The 21,805-nt window shown below is 60.1% G+C and carries 17 protein-coding genes; 4 read left to right on the forward strand and 13 right to left on the reverse strand.

The genetic code is table 11. The annotated features are described in order from the left end of the window. Positions 1-79: 79 nt before the first annotated feature. From AC2A6O_RS17670 to AC2A6O_RS17680, 3 genes are all read right to left on the reverse strand, one after another. Positions 80-883 (reverse strand): pyrroline-5-carboxylate reductase family protein, encoded by an 804-nt coding sequence (locus tag AC2A6O_RS17670; RefSeq protein WP_498929036.1) that lies wholly within the window; start codon positions 881-883, stop codon positions 80-82. A 166-nt stretch (positions 884-1,049) separates the two neighbouring features. Then, positions 1,050-1,943, reverse strand: a complete 894-nt coding sequence (locus tag AC2A6O_RS17675; protein ID WP_498929038.1) for a thermonuclease family protein — start codon at positions 1,941-1,943, stop codon at positions 1,050-1,052. 35 nt (positions 1,944-1,978) lie between these two features. After that, the gene (locus AC2A6O_RS17680; protein WP_498929040.1) at positions 1,979-2,662 is read right to left on the reverse strand and encodes a S24 family peptidase; all 684 of its coding nucleotides are present in this window, start codon (positions 2,660-2,662) and stop codon (positions 1,979-1,981) included. A gap of 151 nt (positions 2,663-2,813) precedes the next feature. On the opposite strand from AC2A6O_RS17680, the gene AC2A6O_RS17685 reads away from it, so the two are divergent. Next, on the forward strand, positions 2,814-3,158 hold the full coding sequence (locus AC2A6O_RS17685; RefSeq protein WP_162855036.1) for a DUF952 domain-containing protein: 345 nt from the start codon (positions 2,814-2,816) through the stop codon (positions 3,156-3,158). Further along, positions 3,155-4,249: a quinone-dependent dihydroorotate dehydrogenase gene (locus AC2A6O_RS17690; protein ID WP_498929042.1), complete on the forward strand. Its 1,095-nt coding sequence runs from the start codon at positions 3,155-3,157 to the stop codon at positions 4,247-4,249. The genes AC2A6O_RS17685 and AC2A6O_RS17690 overlap by 4 nt, the downstream gene beginning before the upstream one ends. Positions 4,250-4,261: 12 nt before the next feature. On the opposite strand, the gene AC2A6O_RS17695 is transcribed toward AC2A6O_RS17690, so the two are convergent. After that, a complete protein-coding gene (locus AC2A6O_RS17695) occupies positions 4,262-5,614 on the reverse strand; it encodes an MATE family efflux transporter (RefSeq protein WP_498929044.1) in 1,353 nt (450 codons plus the stop codon). A gap of 208 nt (positions 5,615-5,822) precedes the next feature. Here AC2A6O_RS17695 and AC2A6O_RS17700 point away from each other — a divergent pair, with 208 nt between their 5' ends. Continuing rightward, positions 5,823-6,770: a histone deacetylase family protein gene (locus AC2A6O_RS17700; RefSeq protein ID WP_498929046.1), complete on the forward strand. Its 948-nt coding sequence runs from the start codon at positions 5,823-5,825 to the stop codon at positions 6,768-6,770. Positions 6,771-6,780: 10 nt separating this feature from the next. Here AC2A6O_RS17700 and AC2A6O_RS17705 read toward each other — a convergent pair whose 3' ends face one another. From AC2A6O_RS17705 to AC2A6O_RS17745, 9 genes are all read right to left on the reverse strand, one after another. Beyond that, complete coding sequence (locus tag AC2A6O_RS17705; RefSeq protein ID WP_498929048.1) at positions 6,781-7,857, reverse strand: DUF883 domain-containing protein; 1,077 nt, start codon at positions 7,855-7,857, stop codon at positions 6,781-6,783. A 122-nt stretch (positions 7,858-7,979) separates the two neighbouring features. Next, on the reverse strand, positions 7,980-8,255 hold the full coding sequence (locus AC2A6O_RS17710; RefSeq protein WP_498929050.1) for a DUF6460 domain-containing protein: 276 nt from the start codon (positions 8,253-8,255) through the stop codon (positions 7,980-7,982). A 555-nt stretch (positions 8,256-8,810) separates the two neighbouring features. Continuing rightward, the gene (locus AC2A6O_RS17715; RefSeq protein WP_498929052.1) at positions 8,811-9,932 is read right to left on the reverse strand and encodes an AraC family transcriptional regulator; all 1,122 of its coding nucleotides are present in this window, start codon (positions 9,930-9,932) and stop codon (positions 8,811-8,813) included. A gap of 148 nt (positions 9,933-10,080) precedes the next feature. Next, positions 10,081-12,291 (reverse strand): 3-hydroxyacyl-CoA dehydrogenase NAD-binding domain-containing protein, encoded by a 2,211-nt coding sequence (locus tag AC2A6O_RS17720; RefSeq protein ID WP_498929054.1) that lies wholly within the window; start codon positions 12,289-12,291, stop codon positions 10,081-10,083. Positions 12,292-12,309: 18 nt separating this feature from the next. Further along, positions 12,310-12,693, reverse strand: coding sequence for a cupin domain-containing protein (locus AC2A6O_RS17725; protein ID WP_148584886.1), 384 nt, complete (start codon positions 12,691-12,693; stop codon positions 12,310-12,312). 2 nt (positions 12,694-12,695) lie between these two features. Continuing rightward, complete coding sequence (locus AC2A6O_RS17730) at positions 12,696-13,904, reverse strand: acetyl-CoA C-acetyltransferase (RefSeq protein ID WP_498929057.1); 1,209 nt, start codon at positions 13,902-13,904, stop codon at positions 12,696-12,698. Between the two features lie 27 nt (positions 13,905-13,931). After that, complete coding sequence (locus tag AC2A6O_RS17735) at positions 13,932-14,570, reverse strand: glutathione S-transferase family protein (RefSeq protein ID WP_498929058.1); 639 nt, start codon at positions 14,568-14,570, stop codon at positions 13,932-13,934. Between the two features lie 105 nt (positions 14,571-14,675). Next, positions 14,676-16,472, reverse strand: a complete 1,797-nt coding sequence (locus AC2A6O_RS17740) for an acyl-CoA dehydrogenase C-terminal domain-containing protein (RefSeq protein ID WP_498929060.1) — start codon at positions 16,470-16,472, stop codon at positions 14,676-14,678. Between the two features lie 330 nt (positions 16,473-16,802). Next, a complete protein-coding gene (locus AC2A6O_RS17745) occupies positions 16,803-17,264 on the reverse strand; it encodes a MerR family transcriptional regulator (protein ID WP_148584879.1) in 462 nt (153 codons plus the stop codon). Positions 17,265-17,686: 422 nt separating this feature from the next. Between AC2A6O_RS17745 and AC2A6O_RS17750 the strand changes: the two genes are divergently transcribed. Next, positions 17,687-21,760: a peptidoglycan-binding protein gene (locus AC2A6O_RS17750; RefSeq protein WP_498929062.1), complete on the forward strand. Its 4,074-nt coding sequence runs from the start codon at positions 17,687-17,689 to the stop codon at positions 21,758-21,760. The last annotated feature ends 45 nt before the right edge of the window (positions 21,761-21,805 follow it).

The raw sequence follows: 21,805 nt of genomic DNA on the forward strand, positions 1-21,805 counted from the left end.
TTGAAAGACAAAAGCAAAAGCGGTGCATCTGCACCGCTTTTCGTCTTTATGGTCTACCTTCCGGCGCAAGCTGCGTGGATTAGTCCGGACCGGCTATGGTTCTGACACGCGCGGTACTGGCTTCCAGTCCCTCACCGATCAAATCGGCAACGCCCAGTTCCTTCAGCTTGAGAAGACCGGCAGCCGTCGTTCCTGCGTAGTCGATCATTTCCTGAACATGCTCTGCCGAAGACCTGGCGTCTTCGGCCATGATCTGCCCGGCCGACAGGATCAATTGTTTTGCGGCGCGTTCGGCGATGTGCCTCTCCACCCCGTTGGCGCGGGCATACTCAACGATACACTCGGCGAAGAAGGCGGCAAACCCGGGAACTGGTCCGGTTATGGCGGTGAAAACCTCGATCTGCTGTTCGTCAGCGACTTCATCACTCGGACCGCAGGCCGATAGCAGTGCCTGGACGCGCTTCCGGTCCGCTGGTGTGAGCGACGTAGCCGCACACCAGGGCGAGTAGGCCAGCCGCTTGCCAGCCGCCGGGCTCGACATGGCGCGAACGACCCTGTCCGAGCCTGTGATGGCCTTGAGCCGGTCGCGCGAAACGCCCGCCATAACTGAGAGGATCAGTTTATCGGGAGCTGAAATCCGAACCGTATCGACAAGCGCCGGCGGGACGGACAGTAGGATGACGTCACAGGCATCGGCCAGAAGCTGGTTGGACGCGGTAAAGGTGATCTCCGGCCAGGCGTCGAACCCGCCTGCCGAACCGGACCGATTGGATATCCAGAGCTGGTCAGCTCCGATACAGCCACTGTCCAGCCACGCAGTTGCGATAGCGCTGCCAAGTTGGCCTGTTCCCCCAATGATGCCGACCTTGATGTCTGCAGTCATGAAAACTCCCGATCCGGTTTCTTCGCCTTATGAGCCTAATACCAATCAGGATAAACGCGAAGCAGGCTTGCTGGCCTAAGTAAACGACCCTTGCCGGTAAACCGGGCTTCGTGACGCGAGCGCTTGATAGCCGCTGTGCGAAAGAACAGATCTTTCCAGTCGGGCTTTAGCGTATGGGTGGGTCTGCCTCCGGGAACTCATCAATGGTCAGTTGGTCTTCACCCGGTTGTTCCGGTTCGGACCTCAGGCTCCATTCGACAGTTTCCGGGGCGAGTTCCTCCAGACCCGGCAAAGAGGACGGCACTTCGGTTTCGAGCCCGGTCGTCGGCAATTCGTTCAGCCATTCCGATTGCCACTTGCCGATCTTTCTGTCCCTGGCTTTTTCGGCAAGCTCAAAAAGTCCGGTTGGCGCATCCGGCGCCGGATCCGCCCAGCCGTAGCGAACAAGCCGTCTGCTGAGGTCCATGGACCCGCGGCTGCAAGTGGCCAGGATCTGTTGTGGACCGGTTTCCTCGATCTTCTCGCAGGTCACCTTCAATTGCCGCACCAGTCCTCTCAGGAAGGTGCGTGCCCTGGCGCCGCAGGGCCAGGTGCCTCCGAGCCGCGAAATGCAGGTTTCGTCCGGTTTCAGCGGAACAATATGGGCGAGCGTGATCGTCAGCCTCTTCGATTTGATGTGCCCGCCATCCAGAACCTGAACCCGCATGAACTCCAGCGGCCCGTCTGGGATCGGTTCAACCGGTGGGTTCTTCAGTTCCAGATAGCGTTTGGATGGCTCAATCCGCTTCAGGTTGCCGTTGACCTTCGGTGCCGAGACCCCTTCGGGGGAAACGTTGCGAATGTCATCCGGCCGCGGAGCGGTTGTGACGACAACCGGTTCGCTTTGTGTCCGGACAGCTTGCGAGGCGGTGTCTTCCGTCTTCACCGGGACGCCGGTTTCCTGGCCAGTGGGGGCCGCACTGGTTGCCGCCACGCGTTCGTTCTGCGGCGAGGGCGGGTCGCTCAGCAACAGCCAGGCGAGCAGACCACCTGCGGTGGTCAGCACGATAGCAGGTGTCATGAGAGGCCGAAGCTTCATCAATGTGCGCTCGCAGGTTATTGGCTCGCCCAGATAATACGGGCAGTCCACTCGATTGCCGAGTGCCGAAAGCGCAGGGAGTGAGAATTGTCCCCGATTGTGCGGACAGCCAGGTCCTCGCGGCCTGTCTCCAGCAACGTATAAAGCGACAGACGGCCGCTGGTGAGTCTCAGTGCCAAGCGATCACCTGTGCGAAGGGGTACATCCGGTGCGACCACAACGATATCGCCGCTCCGGTAAAGGGGCTGGAAGTCTTCGTTGCTGACCCGCAGGGCAAAAGAAGCCCCGGGCTGCGGAAAGGTGAACCGTTGCCAGGTCGCGCCGGAAGGGCGGCCTGCGTCGTCGAAGGCATCACGGTTTGACGCCGCTTCCAGTCCGGCAAGGGGCACCAGAGCAGGCGCATTGTCGTTTGGCACGTCCAGCGTTTCCACGCGTGCGGCAAAGGTGTTCAGGGCTTCACCGGTCGCCGCCAGCACCTTGGCAAGCGACTCGGTGGAGGGCCAACGCGGACGTCCATCGCCGGCAACGCGTTTTGACGGATTGAACGCGGTCGGGTCCAGGCCGGCCCGCCGTGCCAGACCGGACGGCGACAGCCCGTTCTGCGAGGCGAGGGCATCGATGGCCGCCCAGACTTTTTCGTGTGAGAGCACGGCTGCCGGTTTCTCCATGGTATGCGACAGGAATAAATACCTTTCGCTCATATGGGTTTTCCCTGCCAAAATTCAAAAGAAACGCGCAGGCCTGCCTGTGCGGCTTGTTCGGGGCGGTCCGGATGAGTAGTGTCCCGACCGGCTGAGCATGCGCCGGGCCTTTGCCTGCCATGCCGTCGCTGGCACCAGGCAAGGCAGACAGATGACACTGATATTCAAGATCGCTCCAAAATCCCTCTGGCAGGAAGCAATCAGCCTCGGCGTTTTCAACGGCGCACCGGTGGATCTTCAGGACGGCTTCATTCATTTTTCCGCTGAAGATCAGGTTCGGGAAACCGCTGCAAAGCACTTCGCGGGCCAGCAGGAGCTGTTGATCGCCGCCTTCGATGCGGACAGTTTCGGCGACGATCTGAAATGGGAGACGTCGCGGGGGGGAGCCCTGTTTCCCCATCTCTACGCACCGCTGGATCCGATGGCCGCTGTCTGGGTGAAGGACTTGCCGCTTTCGCCGGACGGATCGCATACGTTTCCGGAGCTCGCGCGATGATACCGCCTTTCCTGGAAAACGTTGCAATGAAGGGCCTTCAATGCCTGGACGCGGAAACGGCGCACCGTGCGACCATCCTTGCCCTGAAGTCCGGGCTGATGCTGCCGCGGCGCAGGCGCGACGACCCGCGTCTTGCGGTAAGACTGTGGGATCTGACCTTTCCCAACCCGGTTGGCATGGCAGCCGGTTTCGACAAGAACGGTGAAGTGCCCGATGCCTTGCTGAAGCTTGGCTTCGGATACACCGAAGCGGGATCGGTCACCCCCAGGCCGCAGCCCGGAAATGAACGGCCGCGTGTGTTTCGTCTGCCTGACGATGAAGGGGTGATCAACCGCTACGGTTTCAACAATGAGGGTCATGCGGCCTTGCGCAAGCGCCTGGAAGCCCGGCGGCAGCACAGTGGGATTGTCGGCATCAATGTTGGTGCCAACAAGGATGCGACTGACCGGATCGCCGATTACGTTGCCGGGATCAACGCCTTCGCCGATGTGGCGTCCTATTTCACAGTCAATATTTCTTCGCCCAACACCCCGGGACTGCGCGACCTGCAGGCCCGGTCTGCACTGGCCGATCTGCTGACCGCCGTGATGACGGCGCGCGACGCCTGCACCCGGAAGTTTGGGCGCAAGGTACCGGTGCTTTTGAAGATCGCGCCGGACGTGGCAGATGAAGACCTGAGGGACATTGTCGAGGAAGTTCTTGCCAAGACTGTCGACGGCCTGATCGTTTCGAACACGACCATCGGGCGCGAAGGCCTCAGCGGTAAGGGACCGGTGCAGGAAACCGGCGGCCTGTCCGGCAAACCCCTGTTCCGCAAATCGACCATCATGCTGGCACGCACCCGCAAACTGGCCGGGCCGGACCTGCCGATCATTGGTGTCGGCGGTATCGACAGCGCGGAAACCGCCTGGACGAAGATCACCGCGGGTGCCGATCTGTTGCAGCTCTATTCGTCTCTCGTCTTCAAGGGCGCAGGGTTGATCGACGAGATCCTGAGCGGCCTGTCTGCGAAACTGGATCAGCACGGGATCGCGTCGCTGCGCGAGGCTCGCGATGCCAATGTGGACGCCTGGGCCTCGGAAACGGCTTAGAAAGAGCCGCCGTCAGGCGGCGCCGAAGGTTTCCGTCGCCCGCTTCGGGCAGGCCGCCAGCAATGTCAGACCGCGTGTGCCGAAAAACAGCAGGAACGCCAGCCAGAGGCCGTGGTTGCCGAGGACCGGAAACAGCAGGTAATAGGCTGCCAGATAGACGACCAGCGACAGCAGCATCATGTTCCGCATGGTTGACGACCAGGTGGCTCCAATAAAGACGCCATCCATCTGGAAAGCCAGCACCCCGAACAGGGGCATCACAATGGCCCAGCCCAAATAGGCCGCAGCCACCTGGCGGACATCTTCGGCTGTCGTCATGAAATCGATCACATGTTGTCCGAACAACCAGAACAGGGTCGACAGGATCGCGGCCAGCGCGAAGCTCCACAGGGCCGTCAGTTTCAAGGTAAGGTCGAAGGCGGGCCGGTATCTCGCGCCGACGGCCCTTCCGGCAAGCTGTTCCGCCGCGGTGGCAAGGCCATCCAGAAAGAAGGCCGTCAGCATGATGAATTTTTCAAGCAGCGCGTTTGCCGCAAGAACGGTATCGCCCTGATCTGCCGAGCGCGCGGTGAAGAACGCGAAGGCGAACAGCAGGGTAAAGGAGCGGATCATGATGTCGCGGTTGACGGCCATCATGCGCACCAGCAGGCGGCGGTCGAAAATGACCTGAGGCGCCGGCCACGGCGCCTTGCCGGTGGTAAAGACGATCAGGCCGACACCCAGGATCGTTGCCGCGATTTCACTTAAGACCGTTGCCAGGGCAACGCCTTCCACGCTCCAGTCGAGGCCGATGACGAACCAGACACTGAGGCCGATGTTGAGCCCGTTCATGACAAGCTGGAGGACAAGTCCGGTTCCCGCGCGTCCGAGACCGATGAACCAGCCAAGTATGGCGTAATTGGCAAGCAGGAAAGGCGCACTGTAGACGCGGATATCGAAGTACCGGCTGGTGGCGGCCTGCACATCGGCGCTGCCTCCAAGGAACCAGAGGCCTGTTTCCCGCAAGGGGATCTGCAACAGGATGACGAGCAGGCCGCCGATGGCCGCGATCAGGAAGGCGCGCAGCAGTGTCGCCCTGACTTCTTCCTCGTTCTGCGCACCATAAGCCTGTGCCGTCAGCCCTGTTGTTCCGGACCGCAGGAAATTGAAAGTCGTGAACACCAGGTCGAAGATGATGCCGCCGATGGCGATGCCGCCAAGAAGGGCCGGATCTCCCAGTCGGCCGATCACCGCCATGTCGACAATGCCGAGCAGCGGTGTCGACAGATAGGCCAGCGTCATCGGAATGGCGATAGCCAGAACGGAGCGGTGCGTAACCGCAAAGGCCAGTCCTGGCCGCTCGCCGGTTTCTGAAAGGTGGGACATCGATGGCTCGCTTCAAAGGGAAGACCTTCTTGTCCGCCCGGTCTCCGCGCGTCAATTCTTTTCCGCACATACCGGGTATACATTGCCGCCTTTGACCGGGCTGCTGGGAAGGGTGCTGACACTAAGGATGGGCGCGGGCCGGAAGGGGCCAGTTAATGCTCCTTATGGGGGTGCCCGTGACGCTGCAGGCGCCTTATATTGCGCACAGATGACCCTGCCGATCGTACACCACCCGGCCTATTGCGCCGATCTTCCCGCCAATCACCGGTTCCCGATGGACAAGTTCCGTGCCGTCGCCGCGCTGATACGTGAGGAAGGCCTCCTTGGAGACAGTGCCTTTTTCAGGCCCCGTCCGGCCCCGTTCGAATGGGTCGCGCTGGCACACGATCCTGCTTATGTGGACCAGGTGTTCAATGCTCGTGTGCCGGACAAGATCGCGCGGGAAATCGGGTTTCCGATGCGCGAGGACATCGCCCTTCGTGCGCGCTGCGCCACCGGCGGGACGGTGCTGACGGGATATCTTGCGCTGGAACATGGCATTGCCTGCAACACCGCCGGTGGCAGCCATCATGCACGGCGTGCGCATGGTGCCGGGTTCTGCGTTTTCAACGATGTCGCCGTTGCCATCAAGGTGCTGCAGGCGGACGGAGCGATCCGAAAGGCGCTGGTGATTGACCTGGATGTGCATCAGGGAGACGGTACAGCGGATGTTTTTCAAGGAGATCCGGATGTCTTCACGTTCTCGCTCCATTCGGAAAAGAACTACCCGGTTCGCAAGGTGCCTTCTCATCTCGACATAGGCCTTGCCGATGGAACGGGAGACGAAGTCTATCTTGCTGTTCTGGAGGAGGTGCTGCCGGATCTGCTGAGGCAGGGGGCCTGGGACATCGTTTTCTTCAACGCCGGTGTCGATCCCTTTTCCGGCGACCGGCTCGGCAGACTGGCCTTGTCACGCGACGGGCTCTGCCGTCGTGACCGCTATGTCATCGAGACGGTGCGAAAGGCCGGCGTCCCTCTGGCGGGCGTTCTGGGCGGGGGCTATTCAACGGACATCGACGAACTGGCGGACCGTCACGTCACGCTGCACCGGACGGCGAGGGCGGTGCTGTTGGAGGAAGCGTTGTCTGCGACGGATCAACAAGTGTCCCTTCGCTAGGGAAACTGGGTCAAACCACGATATCCGACACCTGCACGGAAACATTTGCGGAAACGCTTGCCACTGAAACAGCGTCGGTGCTGCCGGTGGCAACGGTCGAAGGGGCTTCCGGTTGTGCACCGAAGTCTGTGTCCCGCAGTGCCTTGAGCCCGTCATTCAGGTCGTCGCGAACATCTTTCAGCTCTTTCTTGGACTCGCGGTCATCGCGCTTGAGCAGACGTTCGATCTGTGAGGCAAGGGACTTGATGTCTGCTGCAATCTTGGCAAGGGCTTCCTTGTCGCCCTGGAGCCTGGACTTGCGGCCTGCGGTATGGGCTCTGTCCGTTTCCTGCTGCCGTTCCGTGTAGCTGAGAATGGCTGCCTTGAGATCTTCCTGCCAGCTTTCGGGCTCTTGGCCCTCAGGGGAGAAACCATCCTGTTCCTCATCATTCTGGCTTTGGCCTGCCTGGTTTTGATTTGTTTGACTGGAGTCTGAGGCCTGGTTTCCTGAAGCCTCAGACGCTGTCTCTGCTTCTGGTGCGAGCGCTGTCGCACGTGCCTGGGAAACGCCTGCAGTTGCAGCCGTATCCGTGACCGGTGCCTGTGTCTCGACAACTTGAAGTCCCGCGCCTGCAGTGGCCGCTGCGGTACCGGTGACGTTTGACAGGCCTGGCAGAGCGCCTGGCCCCGATACGCCGCCGCTCAGGCTCTGTCCTGCCGATTTCAGGCTCTGTGCAGCAGACTTGAACTCCTGAGAAATCTGTTTCAGCTCCTTGAGCAGCCGTTTGGCCTGCTCTGGCGTTGCGAACCGAAGCATTTCCTTGAGTTGTTCAATGCGCTCCTTGGCTTTGTTGATCTTCTGGCTGCGCAGCGCATCCTTGTTGGCTTCCACCGACCGGGAAAGGCTGTCGTTGAGTTCAACAGAGTCCTTGTATGTCTCGAACAGGGACTTTGCCTTGTCCTCGTCCTCCGCCGAGCCGCTTGCACCGATAAACGTGGTGAGCGTCTGAACGGCGCCGAGTGAAGCAGCGCGATTGCCTGCCTGGGCGCCCGTACGCGCGTAGGATTGAAAGGAGGCGGCAAATTTGGACGTTGCAATGGCGGACATGAAAAGGCCCTTTCAGGCTTCGGTAGGCCACGCCAGTGTCGGTTAATGATGATTAAGAAAAGGTTAATTTTCTCGCAGAGGTTGCGTTCCGGAGTCGTCAGGAATGCAAGCTGCTCCTGATCCTAGCGGTTGCGGCCCATGGCCAGAATGCGCATGACCAGCCAGATGGGCACGACCACCATTGCACCGATGACCAGATATTTGCCCAGCCGCCCGAGGGCATTGAAACCCATGTTCCACAGCCGTTCGACAAAATCGAACGACATGGTGATCAGGTCGAGCGGGTCGAGGTTCAGCGCAGACAGGATTATGCCGACAACGAAGGACAGGAACACAAGCCGCAAAAGCACCTGGGCTGGCGAGCCTCCCAGAAAACGGCTCAAGCCGGTGTCGAACATAGGTGTCTCCTGCATGACGTTGGTGTCTATCCTGGCAGGTAGTTAGGAACATTCGTTGCCGATTACAATGAGGCTGCTCGAACACTGCGAGAACTTGTGGTGCTCGAGAAGGCGGATCGTAAATTTTCTTATTAATTAAATAAACTTGGTGTCGTAATTCGTATAGTTCTGTACGCTTCCTGCCAAAGACACGGATGAGTGCTTGGCGTATTAAACTTTCAGGAATGCGAATCTAGATCGTTTGCGGCTACCCACATCCGCATTGGTCTGCCTTCCTCTACCTGCGGTGAAAGACAGCCGCTGGGCCGGGATTAACCCCGGACCGGCAAAAAAGGCGAACATATCGCAGGATGGGCCAGCCGCCATCGACCCCACCTGTTCTTCATCCGATCGGATGAACAGCCGGTTGCGGTAAGGCGTTTTCATGGAACCCCTCCATGAAGCCGCCGGCATTCGGGATGATCTTTGGCACGGTGGCGACTAGCCCGCCGCCGCCGTGCCACAATTCTCGACGACTGACCGATCTCCGGCGTGAAAACCTTGAGCGAACGGATCTTACTTTACGGCGGCTGACTGCCGGGACGTGGAGCGGGCAGCCGTTGCCACGTTGGACCGTTTGACCGGCTGCTTGGGCCCCGGAGTGGTCGTGCTCATCGCATGAGGTCTGGAGCGTGGCGCATCCCGAACCTTTTTGGGAGAGACGCCGAACCATGTCTTGACGGCCCGTGAGAAGGTGCTCAGCTCCGAAAAGCCCAGAAGATACGCAATCTCTTTCATCGGAAGATCTGTTCCGAGCAGATAGCGTTCGGCGGCGGAGCGCCGGACTTCCTCACTGAGTTGGCGGAAGCTCGTGCCTTCCTTTTCAAGAAGCCGCTGGACCGCCCGCTGCGACATGCCGAGTTTGGAAGAGATGAGCGGCAGGGTGCTGGCACCGGACGACAGATTGCTCGCGAGTTCGTTGGCGATGCGCGACAGCGGGGATTCAAGTTCACCGAAGCTTTTCACTTCCGAGGTCGCGGATTTCAGAATGATATCATATAGATGGGCGTCATGGCGCCGCAGGGGGCGGGAGAGCAGGGCCTTCGGAAACGAAATTCTGTTCCGCGTCGCCCCGAATTTGATACGGCCCTGATATTTTTTCAGAAAACTGGAAGTGCAGAGGGGGCGGGCGGTCGCAAGCTCGATGAGGATCGGAGGCACATTCATATCGAGCGCATGTTCAATCTGCTGGGTTGCCCAGCCCACGCGTGCGAAGACGTTCTGCCGCCATTCGCCACGTCCCTCGAGAATGGGCCACTCAACGTAGCCACCGGTCTCGTCCTCATCGTATTTCAGGCGATAGGCGTTGGTTCTGATCGGCGTGAACCTGGCCCAGGCCAGGCAAGCGTCCCGCAGCGACGGAGCGCAGGCAAACAGATAGTCGTAGATGGAAAAACGGCCGGTCTCGATGCTGTTGAAGAGGTCGAACATGGCGGCGTCATCGTTCATGACAGCCGCGATATGCTCAAATACGGCATGCCAGGCCGTTATTGGCACGACGCCTTGCGGATCGTCCAGGCTGGCAAGATCGAATTGATAGAGCTTGGCCATCTGAGGCCAGTCCAGATTGGCATCCGAACAGATGTCACGCAGAACGCGAAAGACATCGGAGCGCGCCCATTCGCCCTCAAGTGGCATACGTTCCTCCAACAAGCCAATGTCTTGTTCCCGCCGGAACTGTGCATGACAAGTTAGTCTGGATCAAGTTTTGTCGTAATTTGCCAACAATTTTGAGGCGAGCATTGGCTGAGTGCCGCTCCCCAAGGGGAGCGGCACAGGTTCCAGATCAGGCGGCGTCCTTGACCTTGGCTTCCGCTTTTGGCGGAAATTTGCCGTAGAAGGTCTCGTTTTCCTTGGCCATGTCCTTGAGCAGCTTGTTGGGCTTGAAGCGCGGGCCCCATTTGCGGGTGTACTTCTTGCACAAGTCGACAAAGGCGGGGGTGCCCATCATGTCGATATAGCTCAGCGTGCCGCCGGTGTAAGGGGCAAAGCCGAAGCCGAGGATAGAGCCGACATCGGCTTCACGTACATCCGTCAGGCACTTTTCTTCAAAGATGCGGGCCGTTTCGAGTGCCTGCATCACCAGAAGCCGTTGCTTGAGCTCTTCGATGTTGAAGCTCTCGGCAGGCTTCGGCTGGCCGGTGACCTCCGGAATGCCCGGCCACAGGCTTTTGTCCTTGCCCTTGTAGTCGTAGAAGCCCTTGCCATTCTTGCGGCCGAAGCGCTCCTGCTTGACGACCATCTCCTCAAGGATGTTGTCGAGCGGGCCCTCGACGTATTTGACGCCAAGGTCCTTGCGGGTTGCGGACACGATCTTCCACGCAAGATCCAGCGCCACTTCATCGCCGAGCGACAGCGGGCCAACCGGCATGCCGGCCATCTTGCCGGCATTTTCGATCATGGCCGCCGGAACACCATCCGCCAGCATCATCAGGCCTTCGCGGATATAGGTCATGACAACGCGTGAGGTGTAGAAGCCACGGCTGTCGTTGACGACAATCGGGGTCTTCTTGATGGCCTTGATGTAATCAAGCGCCATGGCGAGCGCGCGGTCGGAAGTGCGTTTGCCGAGGATCACTTCCACCAGCATCATCTTGTCGACGGGCGAGAAGAAGTGAATGCCGATGAAGTTCTTCGGCCGCTTGGACGCCTGCGCCAGAGAGGTGATCGGCAGCGTTGAGGTGTTGGAAGCGTAGATGGCACGTGACTTCATCACCGCCTCGGCCTTTTCCGTCACCGCTTTCTTGATGTCACGATCCTCGAATACCGCCTCGATCACCAGGTCGCAGTCGGCGAGCGCTTCGTAGTCGACCGTGGCGGTGATCTTCGACAGCAGCTTTTCCTTCTGCTCTTCGGTTGCCCGGCCACGTTTGATTGCCTTGCTGATAAGCTCGTCGGAATGGGCCTTGCCCTTGTCGGCGGCCTCCTGGTCGCGGTCGATCAGGACGACGTCGATGCCTGCCTGTGCGGTGACAAAGGCAATGCCCGCGCCCATGAAACCAGCGCCCAGAATACCGATCTTGCGGATCTTGTTCGGCCGCTGGTCCACCGGGCGGCGGGCCAGCTTGTTCAGCTCCTGCATGGAGACGAACAGCGAGCGGATCATGTTGGCAGCTTCCGGCGTCTGCAACACCTTGGCGAAATAGCGGCTTTCCACCTGAAGCGCGAGGTCCATGGGCAACTGAAGACCTTCGACAACCGAGCGCAGCAGGTAGCGGGCGCCGGGGTAATTGTCATGGGTCTCGCGGCGATAGATCGCGTTGGCAGCCGGCCAGAACTGGAAGCCCGCCGGGGAATACACCTTGCCGTTTGGCAGCTTGTAGCCCTTCTTGTCCCACTCCTTGACCGGGTCGAGACCCGCCTTCAGCATCTTCTTGGCGGCAGCGACCAGTTTCCTGGTCGGGGCGACTTCATCCACCAGTTTCATCTGCCTGGCCTGCGGGGCGCGCAAGGTGCGGCCCTGGAGCAGAAACTGCATGCCCTGCTGGGCATCGGTCATCCGCATCACGCGCTGGGTTCCGCCGGCGCCGGGGAAGAGACCGACCTTCACCTCCGGAAGACCCATTTTCAGGCCTTCGTCAACAACGCGGCCATGGCAGGCAAGTGCCAGCTCGGTGCCGCCGCCCATGCAGGTGCCGGCAACGGCGGCCACGAAGGGTTTGCCGCTTGTTTCCAGCTTGCGGTAGACCTGAGACAGCTTGCGCGATCCGTCGAAGAGCGCCTTGGCAGCCGCTTCCGCATCGTTGCCGCGCTTGGTGTGGAAGTCCTTCAGGAGGCCTTCCAGCATGGTCAGATCAGCCCCACCGGAAAAGGTGGATTTGCCGGACGCAATCACCGCGCCCTTGATGGCCTCGTCCCCGGCTACCTGGTCGACAATCGCTTCCAGTTCATCCATGACCGACATATCGATGACATTCATCGATTTTTCCGCCATGTCCCAGGTGATCAGGGCGAAACCGTCCTCATCGGTTTCAACGGTGAAATTCTTGTAGCTCATTTGATGGTCCTCCTCCGGTCAGGCGCCAGTCGACTGCAGGTGGGCGCGCTGTTGCGCAGCCGTCTTCGTGCCGTCAACGACGACGTCGCCGGTGTGTTTGGTCTCTGCGGGTTCGAACAGCATCACCCAGCATTCGTCTTCGGCGAGCGGATTGTGCTCGACCCCCTTGGGCACGACATGCATGTCGCCAGCGTTCAGCACGACGTCATCCCGGTCGCGGTAGCGGATGGTGAGGCTGCCCTTGACGATGAAGAACAGTTCGTCCTCGTCCTGGTGGTCGTGCCAGACGAACTCGCCTTTCAGCTTCGCAAGCTTGACGCTCTGTTGGTTGACATCGGCCACCACACGCGGAGACCAGTAGTCGGTGATCTGGGCGAATTCTCTGTCGATGTTGCTGATCATGGTCAAACCCGCTCGATGATGGTCGCTGTGCCCATGCCTGCGCCGATGCAAAGTGTGACGAGGGCGGTGTTGAGGTCGCGGCGTTCCAGTTCATCGAGGACGGTGCCGAGGATCATGGCGCCGGTGGCACCAAGCGGATGGCCCATGGCAATCGCGCCGCCATTGACGTTGACCGTTGCCGGATCGAGGTCGAAGGCCTGCTGGTAACGCAACACGACGGATGCGAAGGCTTCGTTAATCTCGATGAGATCGATGTCCTTGATGTCCATCTTGGCGTTTTTCAGCAGCTTTTCTGTGACATCCACCGGACCTGTGAGCATCAATGCTGGTTCGGAACCGATGTTGGCGAAGGCCTTGATGCGCGCGCGCGGTTTCAGGCCGCAGGAACGACCTGCAGTGCTGGAGCCGATCAGCACGGCGGCTGCCCCGTCGACGATGCCGGAAGAGTTGCCGGCGTGGTGGACGTGCTTGATCCGTTCGATTTCCGGATGGGCCTGAATCCCGACCGCATCGAAACCGCCCATGTTGCCCATCATCTCGAAGGAGGGATTGAGCGAGGCGAGCGACTGCATGTCGGTGTCGGGCCGCATGTGCTCGTCCCGGTCCAGAATGGTGATGCCGTTGACGTCCTTCACCGGCACCACTGATTTGGAAAACCGGCCTTCGTCCCAGGACTTGCCGGCGCGCTTCTGGCTTTCCACCGCATAGGCGTCGCAGTCATCGCGGGAAAAGCCGTATTTGGTGGCAATCAGGTCTGCCGAAACGCCCTGAGGCATGAAATAGGAGGGGATGGCGACCTGCGGTTCGATCGGCCAGGAGCCGCCGGAGGCGCCAAGGCCAACACGGCTCATGCTCTCCACGCCGCCCGCGATCACCAGCTTGTGCTGGCCTGCCATCACCTGGGCCGATGCCATGTTGACCGCATCGAGACCGGACGCACAGAAGCGGTTGATCTGCATGCCCGGAACCGATTTGTCGTAACCAGCCGCAAACACCGCCGCACGGGCAATGTCGCCACCGGCTTCCCCGACCGGGTCGACACAGCCCAGGACGACATCGTCCACCCGGGTCGTATCGAGGCCGTTCCGGTCACGGATCGCTTCCAGCGCAGTGGCAGCCAGGCGGACAGTCGGCACTTCGTGCAGCGCACCGTCCTTCTTGCCGCGTCCGCGCGGGGTGCGAACGTGGTCGTATATATAGGCTTCGGGCATCAGATCCTCCTCTGGAGCGGATTGGCCTCAGGTCTTGTCCGGCAAGGGATGACCGGGCATGAGGTCGTAAGGATGTTTCCAGCCGGGCAGCGCCTTGATCCGCCCCAGCCATTTGGTGACATTCGGATAAGCCTCGAGATCGATCCCGAGCTCACCTTCGTAAAAGAGATAGCTGCACAGAGAGAAGTCGGCGCTGGTCGGCTTCTTGCCGATGGCGAAATCGTTCTTCGCAAGATGCTTGTCCAGGATGGCGAGCGCGGATTTGCAACGTCCGTCGAGCCATTTGACGACATCCGTTTCACCGGTCTTCATAAGAGTGCGCATGAACCGCAGCGGGCCAAGCATTCCGGAAATCTTCTGATTGTCGAAAATCGTCCAGCGCAGGATTTCCCGGCGTTCTTCTTCGTTTTCAAAGCCGAACGCGCCAAATCTCTCGGACAGCACGTCCATGATCACGGCAGACTGCGTCAGAATGCTGTCCCCGTGCACAAGCACAGGCACTTCACCCATCTCGTTCAGCGTTTCCCGGAACTCCTCCGTGCGGGTGGCTCCGTTGAAGAAGTCCACCCATTCGGGTTTCCAGTCTGCGCCGCACAATTCCAGCATCAGGGCCACCTTGTAGGAGTGTCCCGACTGGGCCATGCAGTGAAGAACGTATTCAGCCATAACTTGAATTTCCCCTCGCAAATCAATCTGGAACACGACTATAGCGGCCGGTTTCGGTTTGCGGGCTCAATTTTATGCCATCGGCCAGCCGGTCTCCGGACGCCCTTAAAAGGCGTCCGCGGCAACCGACATCATGGTTTCGGAGCCGGACGAGATCCGGGCGAGGTGGGCGGCTGTTTCGGGCAGGCTGCGCTCCATGAAGTAATGGCCGAAGGTAAGCTTGGTTTCCAGCCAGTCGGACTTGTCGCCTGCACCTTCCGCGGTCTTTTCCTGGATTGCCTTGGCGATCTTTGCCCACATGTAGCCAAGGGCAACGAGCCCGAAGAGGTGCATGTAGTCGACCGAGCCGGCACCGGCATTGTCCGGGTTCTTCATGGCGTTGTTCATGAACCACATGGTCGCGGCCTGAAGATCGTCCATGCCCTTCTTCAAGGGACCGGTGAAGGCGGCGAGGGCTTCGTTGTCCTTGTTCTCCTTCAGGAAGGTATTGACCTCGTTGAAGAAGCTCATGACCGCGCGGCCGCCGTTCGCCGGCAGCTTGCGGCCGACGAGATCAAGGGCCTGAATGCCGTTGGCGCCTTCGTAGATCATGGCGATACGGGCATCGCGGACGAATTGTTCCATGCCCCATTCGCCGATGTACCCATGTCCGCCGTAAACCTGCTGCGCATTGACCGTGTTGGCAAAACCGGTGTCGGTCAGGACACCCTTCAGCACCGGCGTCATCAGACCCATCATGTCGTCGGAAAACTGCCTGGACTTTTCGTCGTCGGAGCGGTGCGAGATATCGCCGTGAAGCGCGGTCCACATGATCAGCGCCCGGGCGGCTTCATTGAAAGACCGGATCTGCATCAAGGTGCGGCGGATGTCCGGATGCACGATGATCGGGTCGGCGGGCTTGTCTGGAGCCTTCGGTCCGGTGAGGGCTCGTCCCTGGACACGGTCCTTGGCGTAGGTGACCGCGTTCTGATAGGCGACTTCCGACTGGGAAAGCCCCTGAACGGCAACGCCGAGACGGGCTTCGTTCATCATGGTGAACATGGCGCGCAGGCCCTTGTTCTCTTCACCAACCAGCCAGCCGGTGGCATCGTCGTAGTTCATCACGCAGGTTGCGTTGCCGTGAATGCCCATCTTGTGCTCGATCGAGCCACAGGAAACGCCGTTGTTGTCTCCGACCGAGCCGTCGTCGCCAATCGCATTGCGCGGCACGACGAACAGCGAAATGCCCTTGGTGCCTTCCGGCGCGCCTTCGATACGGGCCAGCACCAGATGGATGATGTTTTCCGCCAAGTCGTGCTGACCGGCGGATATGAAGATCTTGGTACCGGTAATCTTGTAGGACCCGTCTGCCTGCGGCACGGCCTTGGTGCGGATGAGGCCGAGATCCGTTCCGCAATGGGGCTCTGTCAGGTTCATGGTACCGGTCCACGTGCCGGCAATCATGTTGGGAAGGTAGGCCTGTTTCTGCGCGTCGGTGCCATGGATGCTCAAGGCCGCCACAGCACCTGCGGTCAGACCCGGATACATGGAAAAGGCCATGTTTGCCGAAGAGGCGTATTCGTTGAAAATGGTGGTCAGCGTATGCGGCAAACCCTGGCCACCATAGGCCGGATCAGCGGACAGTGTGCCCCAGCCGTTTTCGCAAAAGGCCTTGTAGGCTTTGAGAAACCCTTCTGGCGTCGTGACAGTGCCGTCTTCGTTGCGGGTGCAGCCTTCGCTGTCACCGGTCTGGTTCAACGGCTGAAGAACTTCCTCCGCAAACTTGCCGCCCTCACGCAGAATCGCTTCCACCAGATCGAGAGGAGCATCGGCAAAGCCTGGAAGGTTGGTATAACGATCGTAGCCGAACACGTCCTTCAACAGGAAAAGCGTGTCATCGACGGGAGCGGAATAGCTCGGCATGGATATCCTCCCAGAATTGCCGTTTTTGTTGACCTTACGTTTCCGTAAACGTCACCTTTGCGCTCTATATACGCGTCCTGTTTTTGTCCGGCAAGTGGTGTCCCAACGGAAGGGATGACAAAAAAATACGCCTAAAACATGCTGATGGGAATGATTTCCGTGTGTCCGGCATACGAATTCGTGTTGAGACAGCGGAATTTTGAATGAATTTTGCCGGTTTGAGGAGAGGGCGTTGATTCGCGCAAAGCGGGTAAAAACCAGGTCTACAAACGAAAACCGCCGGAGTTGCCGCCGGCGGTTTCAAATCTCTGAAATCGAAAGGGGAGAGGATCAGGCCTCTTCCGCTTCCTTGTGTTTCAGCATTCCGGAAACGATCTCGACAGTGCGCGACAGTTCCTCGATGGCCTGTTCGATGTCCTTGCGCTGATCTTCCAGGACGGCGATCTGTTCGTTGAACTTGGACAGGGCAACGCGCAACTGCGTCACCTGACCGTCGCGCAGGTCGTAAAGGTCAAGCATGTCGCGGATTTCGGACAGGGAAAAGCCGACGCGCTTGCCCATGAGAACCAGTTTCAGACGGGCGCGGTCGCGGCGGTTATACACCCGGTTCAGACCGTCACGCTTCGGGTTGAGCAACCCCTTGTCTTCATAAAAGCGCAGCGTACGCAGGGTGCAGTCGAATTCTTTTGCCAGGTCGCCGATTGTGAACTGGGTTTTCTTCGTGCTGTCGTCGGTTGCGGACACAACGTCCACAAGATCGTCTTCATTGAGGATCGAAAGAGCTTCGCTCATAGCAGTTTGTTCTCGTTTTTCAGCCGTTGTCCGGCTCATCGTTGATGTTATGCAATTTTCGAAACCCGCTCCAAAGACATGGTCTTCGGTGCGTTCGCAGGCGACGCGTTTGTGTGCACAGTGGCTCAGCCGGTTTCTTGCTTACTATTTAGCTTACGTTTGCGTTAACGTCCAGTCACGGAAGGTCTCAGGCGAAAATTTCGTTAATGCGGCGTTTGCCGATTCGCACAGTCCTGTTCTCTTGAAATGCGAATATTCACTCGAAAACGGTCTGTTTTTGCATTTAGCAAAGCCAATTAACGGCCTGTTTACCCTAAATCGACACAGTCTCTCAAAACGCTGCGCCTTTCTCGTCCTCGACGGAATTCTGGTGCAGCCTGTTCCATCAGCGGTCTGAATGACCGTCAGCCCAGGGTCAAGAGATGCCGGCTTGGAAGAAAAACGAGGCAGGACGCCGCGGCCGTGATGCGTATGAAGGCGACGACTTTTACGATTCACCGCGCCGCGAGCCAGCGCGAAACCGTATCGAACGGTTGACGCGCACTGCAACGGCGCTCGGCGGCCAAGACCGTTATACCTCCGAAGAACGCGACGAGGATCTCGATGCCGTGGCGGACGAACTAGACCGCCTGTTGGCCGACCAGTCGGAACCACGTCGAACCGATGCGCACCGGCCTGAAACGCGCCAGACCGCAGTACGCCGGCCTGAACCACGTCAGCCTGCGCCGCGCCCCAGAGCGCAGCACAGAGAACCGGGTATCGATGAGGTCATGGGCGCGCTGGACCGCTTGGACGAACAGGTGCAGGGGCTGGCAAGACCGGACCCGAGGCACGACTACGGACAGACCCAACGCACCGATTTCGCGGACGAGCCGCTTCGGTCCGCGCCAAATCAGCGTCCGCGGCCAGGCAGCTATGCCATCGACAATTTGCCTGCCGAAGATCCCCGCTATGAACAAGACGATGCTTACGGAACGCACTATGCGCCGCAGCCTTCCCGTCACCGGGAGCGGGACGGGCGCGGCAGAAGCGACGCGTCCATGCACATCTACAAGGACCTTGGCCGCCGCATCGATGCTCTGAGAGCGCCGCAGGAACAGGCTTTCAATCAGGTTCGCGACGAACTCGGCTCGCTGCGCGAGGCGCTTGGTGGCCTGTCCCGTGGCACCAATGAAACCGTGGGCCGGCAGAACGCTGAACTGCGCCGCTTGTCCGACATGGTCGAGCGTTTGCGGGCCGACAAGAAGAACGATCTGCTTGCCCGCGATATCCGCAAGGAAGTTGCGGATCTGAAGGACATGGTTGGCCGCACCAATGTGGAAGGGGCCCTGCAGACCCTCGAGCATGGCTATGCCCACATCCTGCAACGCCTCGACGAATTGTCCCGTGCCTCGGTCGATCCGCGTGTTCTGAACGGCGTGACCGCTCGCCTCAACGAAATCGAGGACGCCTTTGCTGCGTTGCCGCGGTCCGAGCACATGATGGTGCTGGAAGACCGGGTCGTCAGCATTGCCGAGCGTATGGAAGAGCTCCTGCAGCGCAAGGGCCATGCCGAGATCGAACCCCTTCGGGCAGAATTGCGGGAAGTGCGCGGCTTCGTCGAGCAGATCGATATCAAGGGTCTTGTCGAAGGTATCGACGACCGGATGAAATTTGTCTCCAGTCGGCTGGACGATCTGGAAGTGCTGGCGCGTGAACAGCGCGGTCTGGACAGCCGACTGTCCGCCATGGAACAGCGCATGCCGGAGCCGGAAACGATCTCCAGGCTGCAGGGCCGCCTTGAGGACATCGTCGGCATGATGGCCGATGACCGGGCGTCCCCGGTCGACACCCAGCATCTGGGTCAGGTCGACCGGCGTCTTGATGAGATCGTTGACCGCCTGGAGCGGATGGAGCAGGCTGGCCCATTGCCTTCGGCCGACACGGGAGCCTTCGCGGCCCTGGAGCAACGCCTGGAAACGATTTCCGGAAAGATCGATGCAATCGAACGGAAGTCAGCCCGGCCCGTGCCCGTGCTGGATGCCGCCGCCATGCGGGCTGGCGGCAATTCGCCGGACAACAAGTTCCTGGCTCAGCTTCAGGACAGGCTGAACGATCTGACCGAGCGTCTGGATCAGCCGAAAGACACCGTCACGACATCCGATCTCGACAAGCTGCGTGCGGAAATCGGGTCGATGCGCGCCAGCGTGTCCGCACCGGCGTCCACCGACGCTCTGGAACAGCGGATTGCCGATTTGGCACAGGTCGTGTCCAAAGGGGCTGAAGTCACCGACGACGGCCGATTCGAGCAGCTTGGTGCGAAGGTTGCCGCGCTTGCCGAGCAGATCGAAAGCACATCCTCGCGCGCCTTCAGCATGGAACAGTTGTCGCCGGTTCTCGAGCGGATCGAGAAGGGCCTGGAGAAAACCCGTTCGGACGTCGTCGGGATTGCCCGCGAAGCTGCCCGGGAAGCCGTCGAAAATGCAGCGACGCCTCCCAACGGCCAGTACGATCAGGCCATTACGGAGCTTCAGTCCGACCTGAGGCGGTTGCTTGATGCCGCCGAAGGAAATGACGAGCGGACACGCAACACCTTCGACGGGGTCAAGTCGGTTCTCGGATCGCTGACCGAACGCCTGGACAATCTGGAACGTGCCGAAGATGTTGGCGACGCAACTGGCTCCAGCTTCTCGCCGGTCATGGTCGACGAGCCTGTGTCGCTCTTCTCCAAGGCAGCCAGAGCCAAGAAGCCGAAAGGCGATCAGCAGCCGGTTGAAGCACCGCGGTCCGACGACCGGACCCGGGACCGCAAGGCCGATTTCATTGCTGCCGCCCGGCGGGCTGCGCAGGCAGCGTCTGCTGAAGCCGCGCAACTGGAAAAGCGCGAGCAGACGGCCGAGGAAATGGAAGTTGCCGACGACGAACGCGGCAAGGCCCGCGTCGGTTGGCTGCGCAACGTACTCAAGCGCGACAAGTCTGCCGCGAAGACGGACAAGGCTGAGCCGGTCGAAGATCTGGAACTGAAGTCCGAGGAAATTGCCGATCAGGCGTTCGAAGCCCAGGATGCGACCGTTCTTCCGGGTGACCGTCCGGCACCGGAACTGCAACAAGGCTCCAATGGACGCCGCCGCGCCATCCTTTATACCGCTGCCGCAGTTGTTCTGCTGCTTGGAACGCTGCAAGTGTTCCGTATGGCAACCGGTGGACCGGAAGAGGGTGATCAGGTTGCCGCCAATACGCCGGAAACCGTTGAAGCAACACCTGCGCAGACCGTGGCTGATGCAACTCCGGCACAGGCAGACACCCAGCCGGAAGCTGACGCGACAAGCGAGGTTGCACTTGCAGAAAGTCGTGGCGCCGAAGCTGCCGCAAACAATCCTCCCCCTGAGAACACAAGCAAAGCGGTCTCAGCGCAGGCACCGGCTGTTGCTGCCGCAGCGCAAGCGGCTCCGGCCCCCGCAGCGCCCGTCACCGAGAAAAGTACGGTTCAGGCAGCTTCTGCCTCCGGCACACTTTCTCCGGAAACAGAACTGGCCTTTGCCCCGCCTGCCGGCGTTGCCAGCACCTTCGGCGAACCAGGCGAAAGCACGGTCTCAGGCTTCGAACCGGCAAGCACGACCGGTGCACAGGCAAACCTTATTGCCAACCTGCCACCGGAAGGCGTCGGTCCGATGGCGCTGCGCAGCGCCGCAGCCAGCGGCAATGCGGCGGCAGAGTTCCTTGTGGGTGTGAAATACACCGAGGGCAACGGCGTCCCGGCGGATCTGGCCAAGGCGGCAGCCTGGTATCAGAAAGCAGCCGACAAGGGCCTTGCGCCCGCTCAGTACAGACTTGCCAGCCTTTACGAGAAAGGCCGCGGCGTCGAAAAGGACCTGCCGAAGGCGAAAGCCTGGTACCTCAAGGCGGCCGAGGCTGGCAATGCGAAAGCCATGCATAACCTTGCGGTTCTTTACGCGGAAGGTGGCGGGGAACAGCCCGACTATGCCGCTGCCGCGAAGTGGTTCGAGGAAGCCGCCAACTTCGGCGTCAAGGACAGCCTGTTCAACCTGGGCATCCTCTATGCCGGTGGCATCGGTGTCGATAAGGACCTGGTTGCCAGCTACAAATGGTTTGCCATCGCAGCCGATCAGGGCGATCCGGAAGCGGCCAAGCGCCGTGACGACGTCGCCAACATGATGGACCAGGAACAGCTCGCCAATGCCCGGCTTGCCGTCGAGAGCTTCAAACTGAAGACCCCGAACGCGGCAGCCAACAAGGTCACGATGGAGCCGAACTGGGTGGACAGCGCTGCGTTGCCGGCGGAAAAAGTGTCGATCCAGGCTCCCGACAACACAGCCATGGTCAAGGAAGCGCAGGACAAGCTGAACTATCTCGGTTTCGACACCGGAACGCCGGACGGCCAGATGGGACCGCGCACCCGCAGCGCGATCCGCGCCTTCCAGCGCAGCATCGGGATGCCGGAAACCGGCGAAGTTGACGGCCGTCTGCTGGACGAGCTGAAAAGTCAGGCGATCTAGGTGACGCCCTCATAAACGGGTAGCCAAATCAGAAAGACGCCCAGT

This window comes from Labrenzia sp. ATLA3 (assembly GCF_057180185.1).

Coding starts and splice junctions, on each gene's coding strand:
- AC2A6O_RS17670 (WP_498929036.1), bottom strand. CDS start 883: ATGACTGCAGACATCAAGGTCGGCATCATTGGGGGAACAGGCCAACTT.
- AC2A6O_RS17675 (WP_498929038.1), bottom strand. CDS start 1,943: ATGACACCTGCTATCGTGCTGACCACCGCAGGTGGTCTGCTCGCCTGG.
- AC2A6O_RS17680 (WP_498929040.1), bottom strand. CDS start 2,662: ATGAGCGAAAGGTATTTATTCCTGTCGCATACCATGGAGAAACCGGCA.
- AC2A6O_RS17685 (WP_162855036.1), top strand. CDS start 2,814: ATGACACTGATATTCAAGATCGCTCCAAAATCCCTCTGGCAGGAAGCA.
- AC2A6O_RS17690 (WP_498929042.1), top strand. CDS start 3,155: ATGATACCGCCTTTCCTGGAAAACGTTGCAATGAAGGGCCTTCAATGC.
- AC2A6O_RS17695 (WP_498929044.1), bottom strand. CDS start 5,614: ATGTCCCACCTTTCAGAAACCGGCGAGCGGCCAGGACTGGCCTTTGCG.
- AC2A6O_RS17700 (WP_498929046.1), top strand. CDS start 5,823: ATGACCCTGCCGATCGTACACCACCCGGCCTATTGCGCCGATCTTCCC.
- AC2A6O_RS17705 (WP_498929048.1), bottom strand. CDS start 7,857: ATGTCCGCCATTGCAACGTCCAAATTTGCCGCCTCCTTTCAATCCTAC.
- AC2A6O_RS17710 (WP_498929050.1), bottom strand. CDS start 8,255: ATGTTCGACACCGGCTTGAGCCGTTTTCTGGGAGGCTCGCCAGCCCAG.
- AC2A6O_RS17715 (WP_498929052.1), bottom strand. CDS start 9,932: ATGCCACTTGAGGGCGAATGGGCGCGCTCCGATGTCTTTCGCGTTCTG.
- AC2A6O_RS17720 (WP_498929054.1), bottom strand. CDS start 12,291: ATGAGCTACAAGAATTTCACCGTTGAAACCGATGAGGACGGTTTCGCC.
- AC2A6O_RS17725 (WP_148584886.1), bottom strand. CDS start 12,693: ATGATCAGCAACATCGACAGAGAATTCGCCCAGATCACCGACTACTGG.
- AC2A6O_RS17730 (WP_498929057.1), bottom strand. CDS start 13,904: ATGCCCGAAGCCTATATATACGACCACGTTCGCACCCCGCGCGGACGC.
- AC2A6O_RS17735 (WP_498929058.1), bottom strand. CDS start 14,570: ATGGCTGAATACGTTCTTCACTGCATGGCCCAGTCGGGACACTCCTAC.
- AC2A6O_RS17740 (WP_498929060.1), bottom strand. CDS start 16,472: ATGCCGAGCTATTCCGCTCCCGTCGATGACACGCTTTTCCTGTTGAAG.
- AC2A6O_RS17745 (WP_148584879.1), bottom strand. CDS start 17,264: ATGAGCGAAGCTCTTTCGATCCTCAATGAAGACGATCTTGTGGACGTT.
- AC2A6O_RS17750 (WP_498929062.1), top strand. CDS start 17,687: ATGCCGGCTTGGAAGAAAAACGAGGCAGGACGCCGCGGCCGTGATGCG.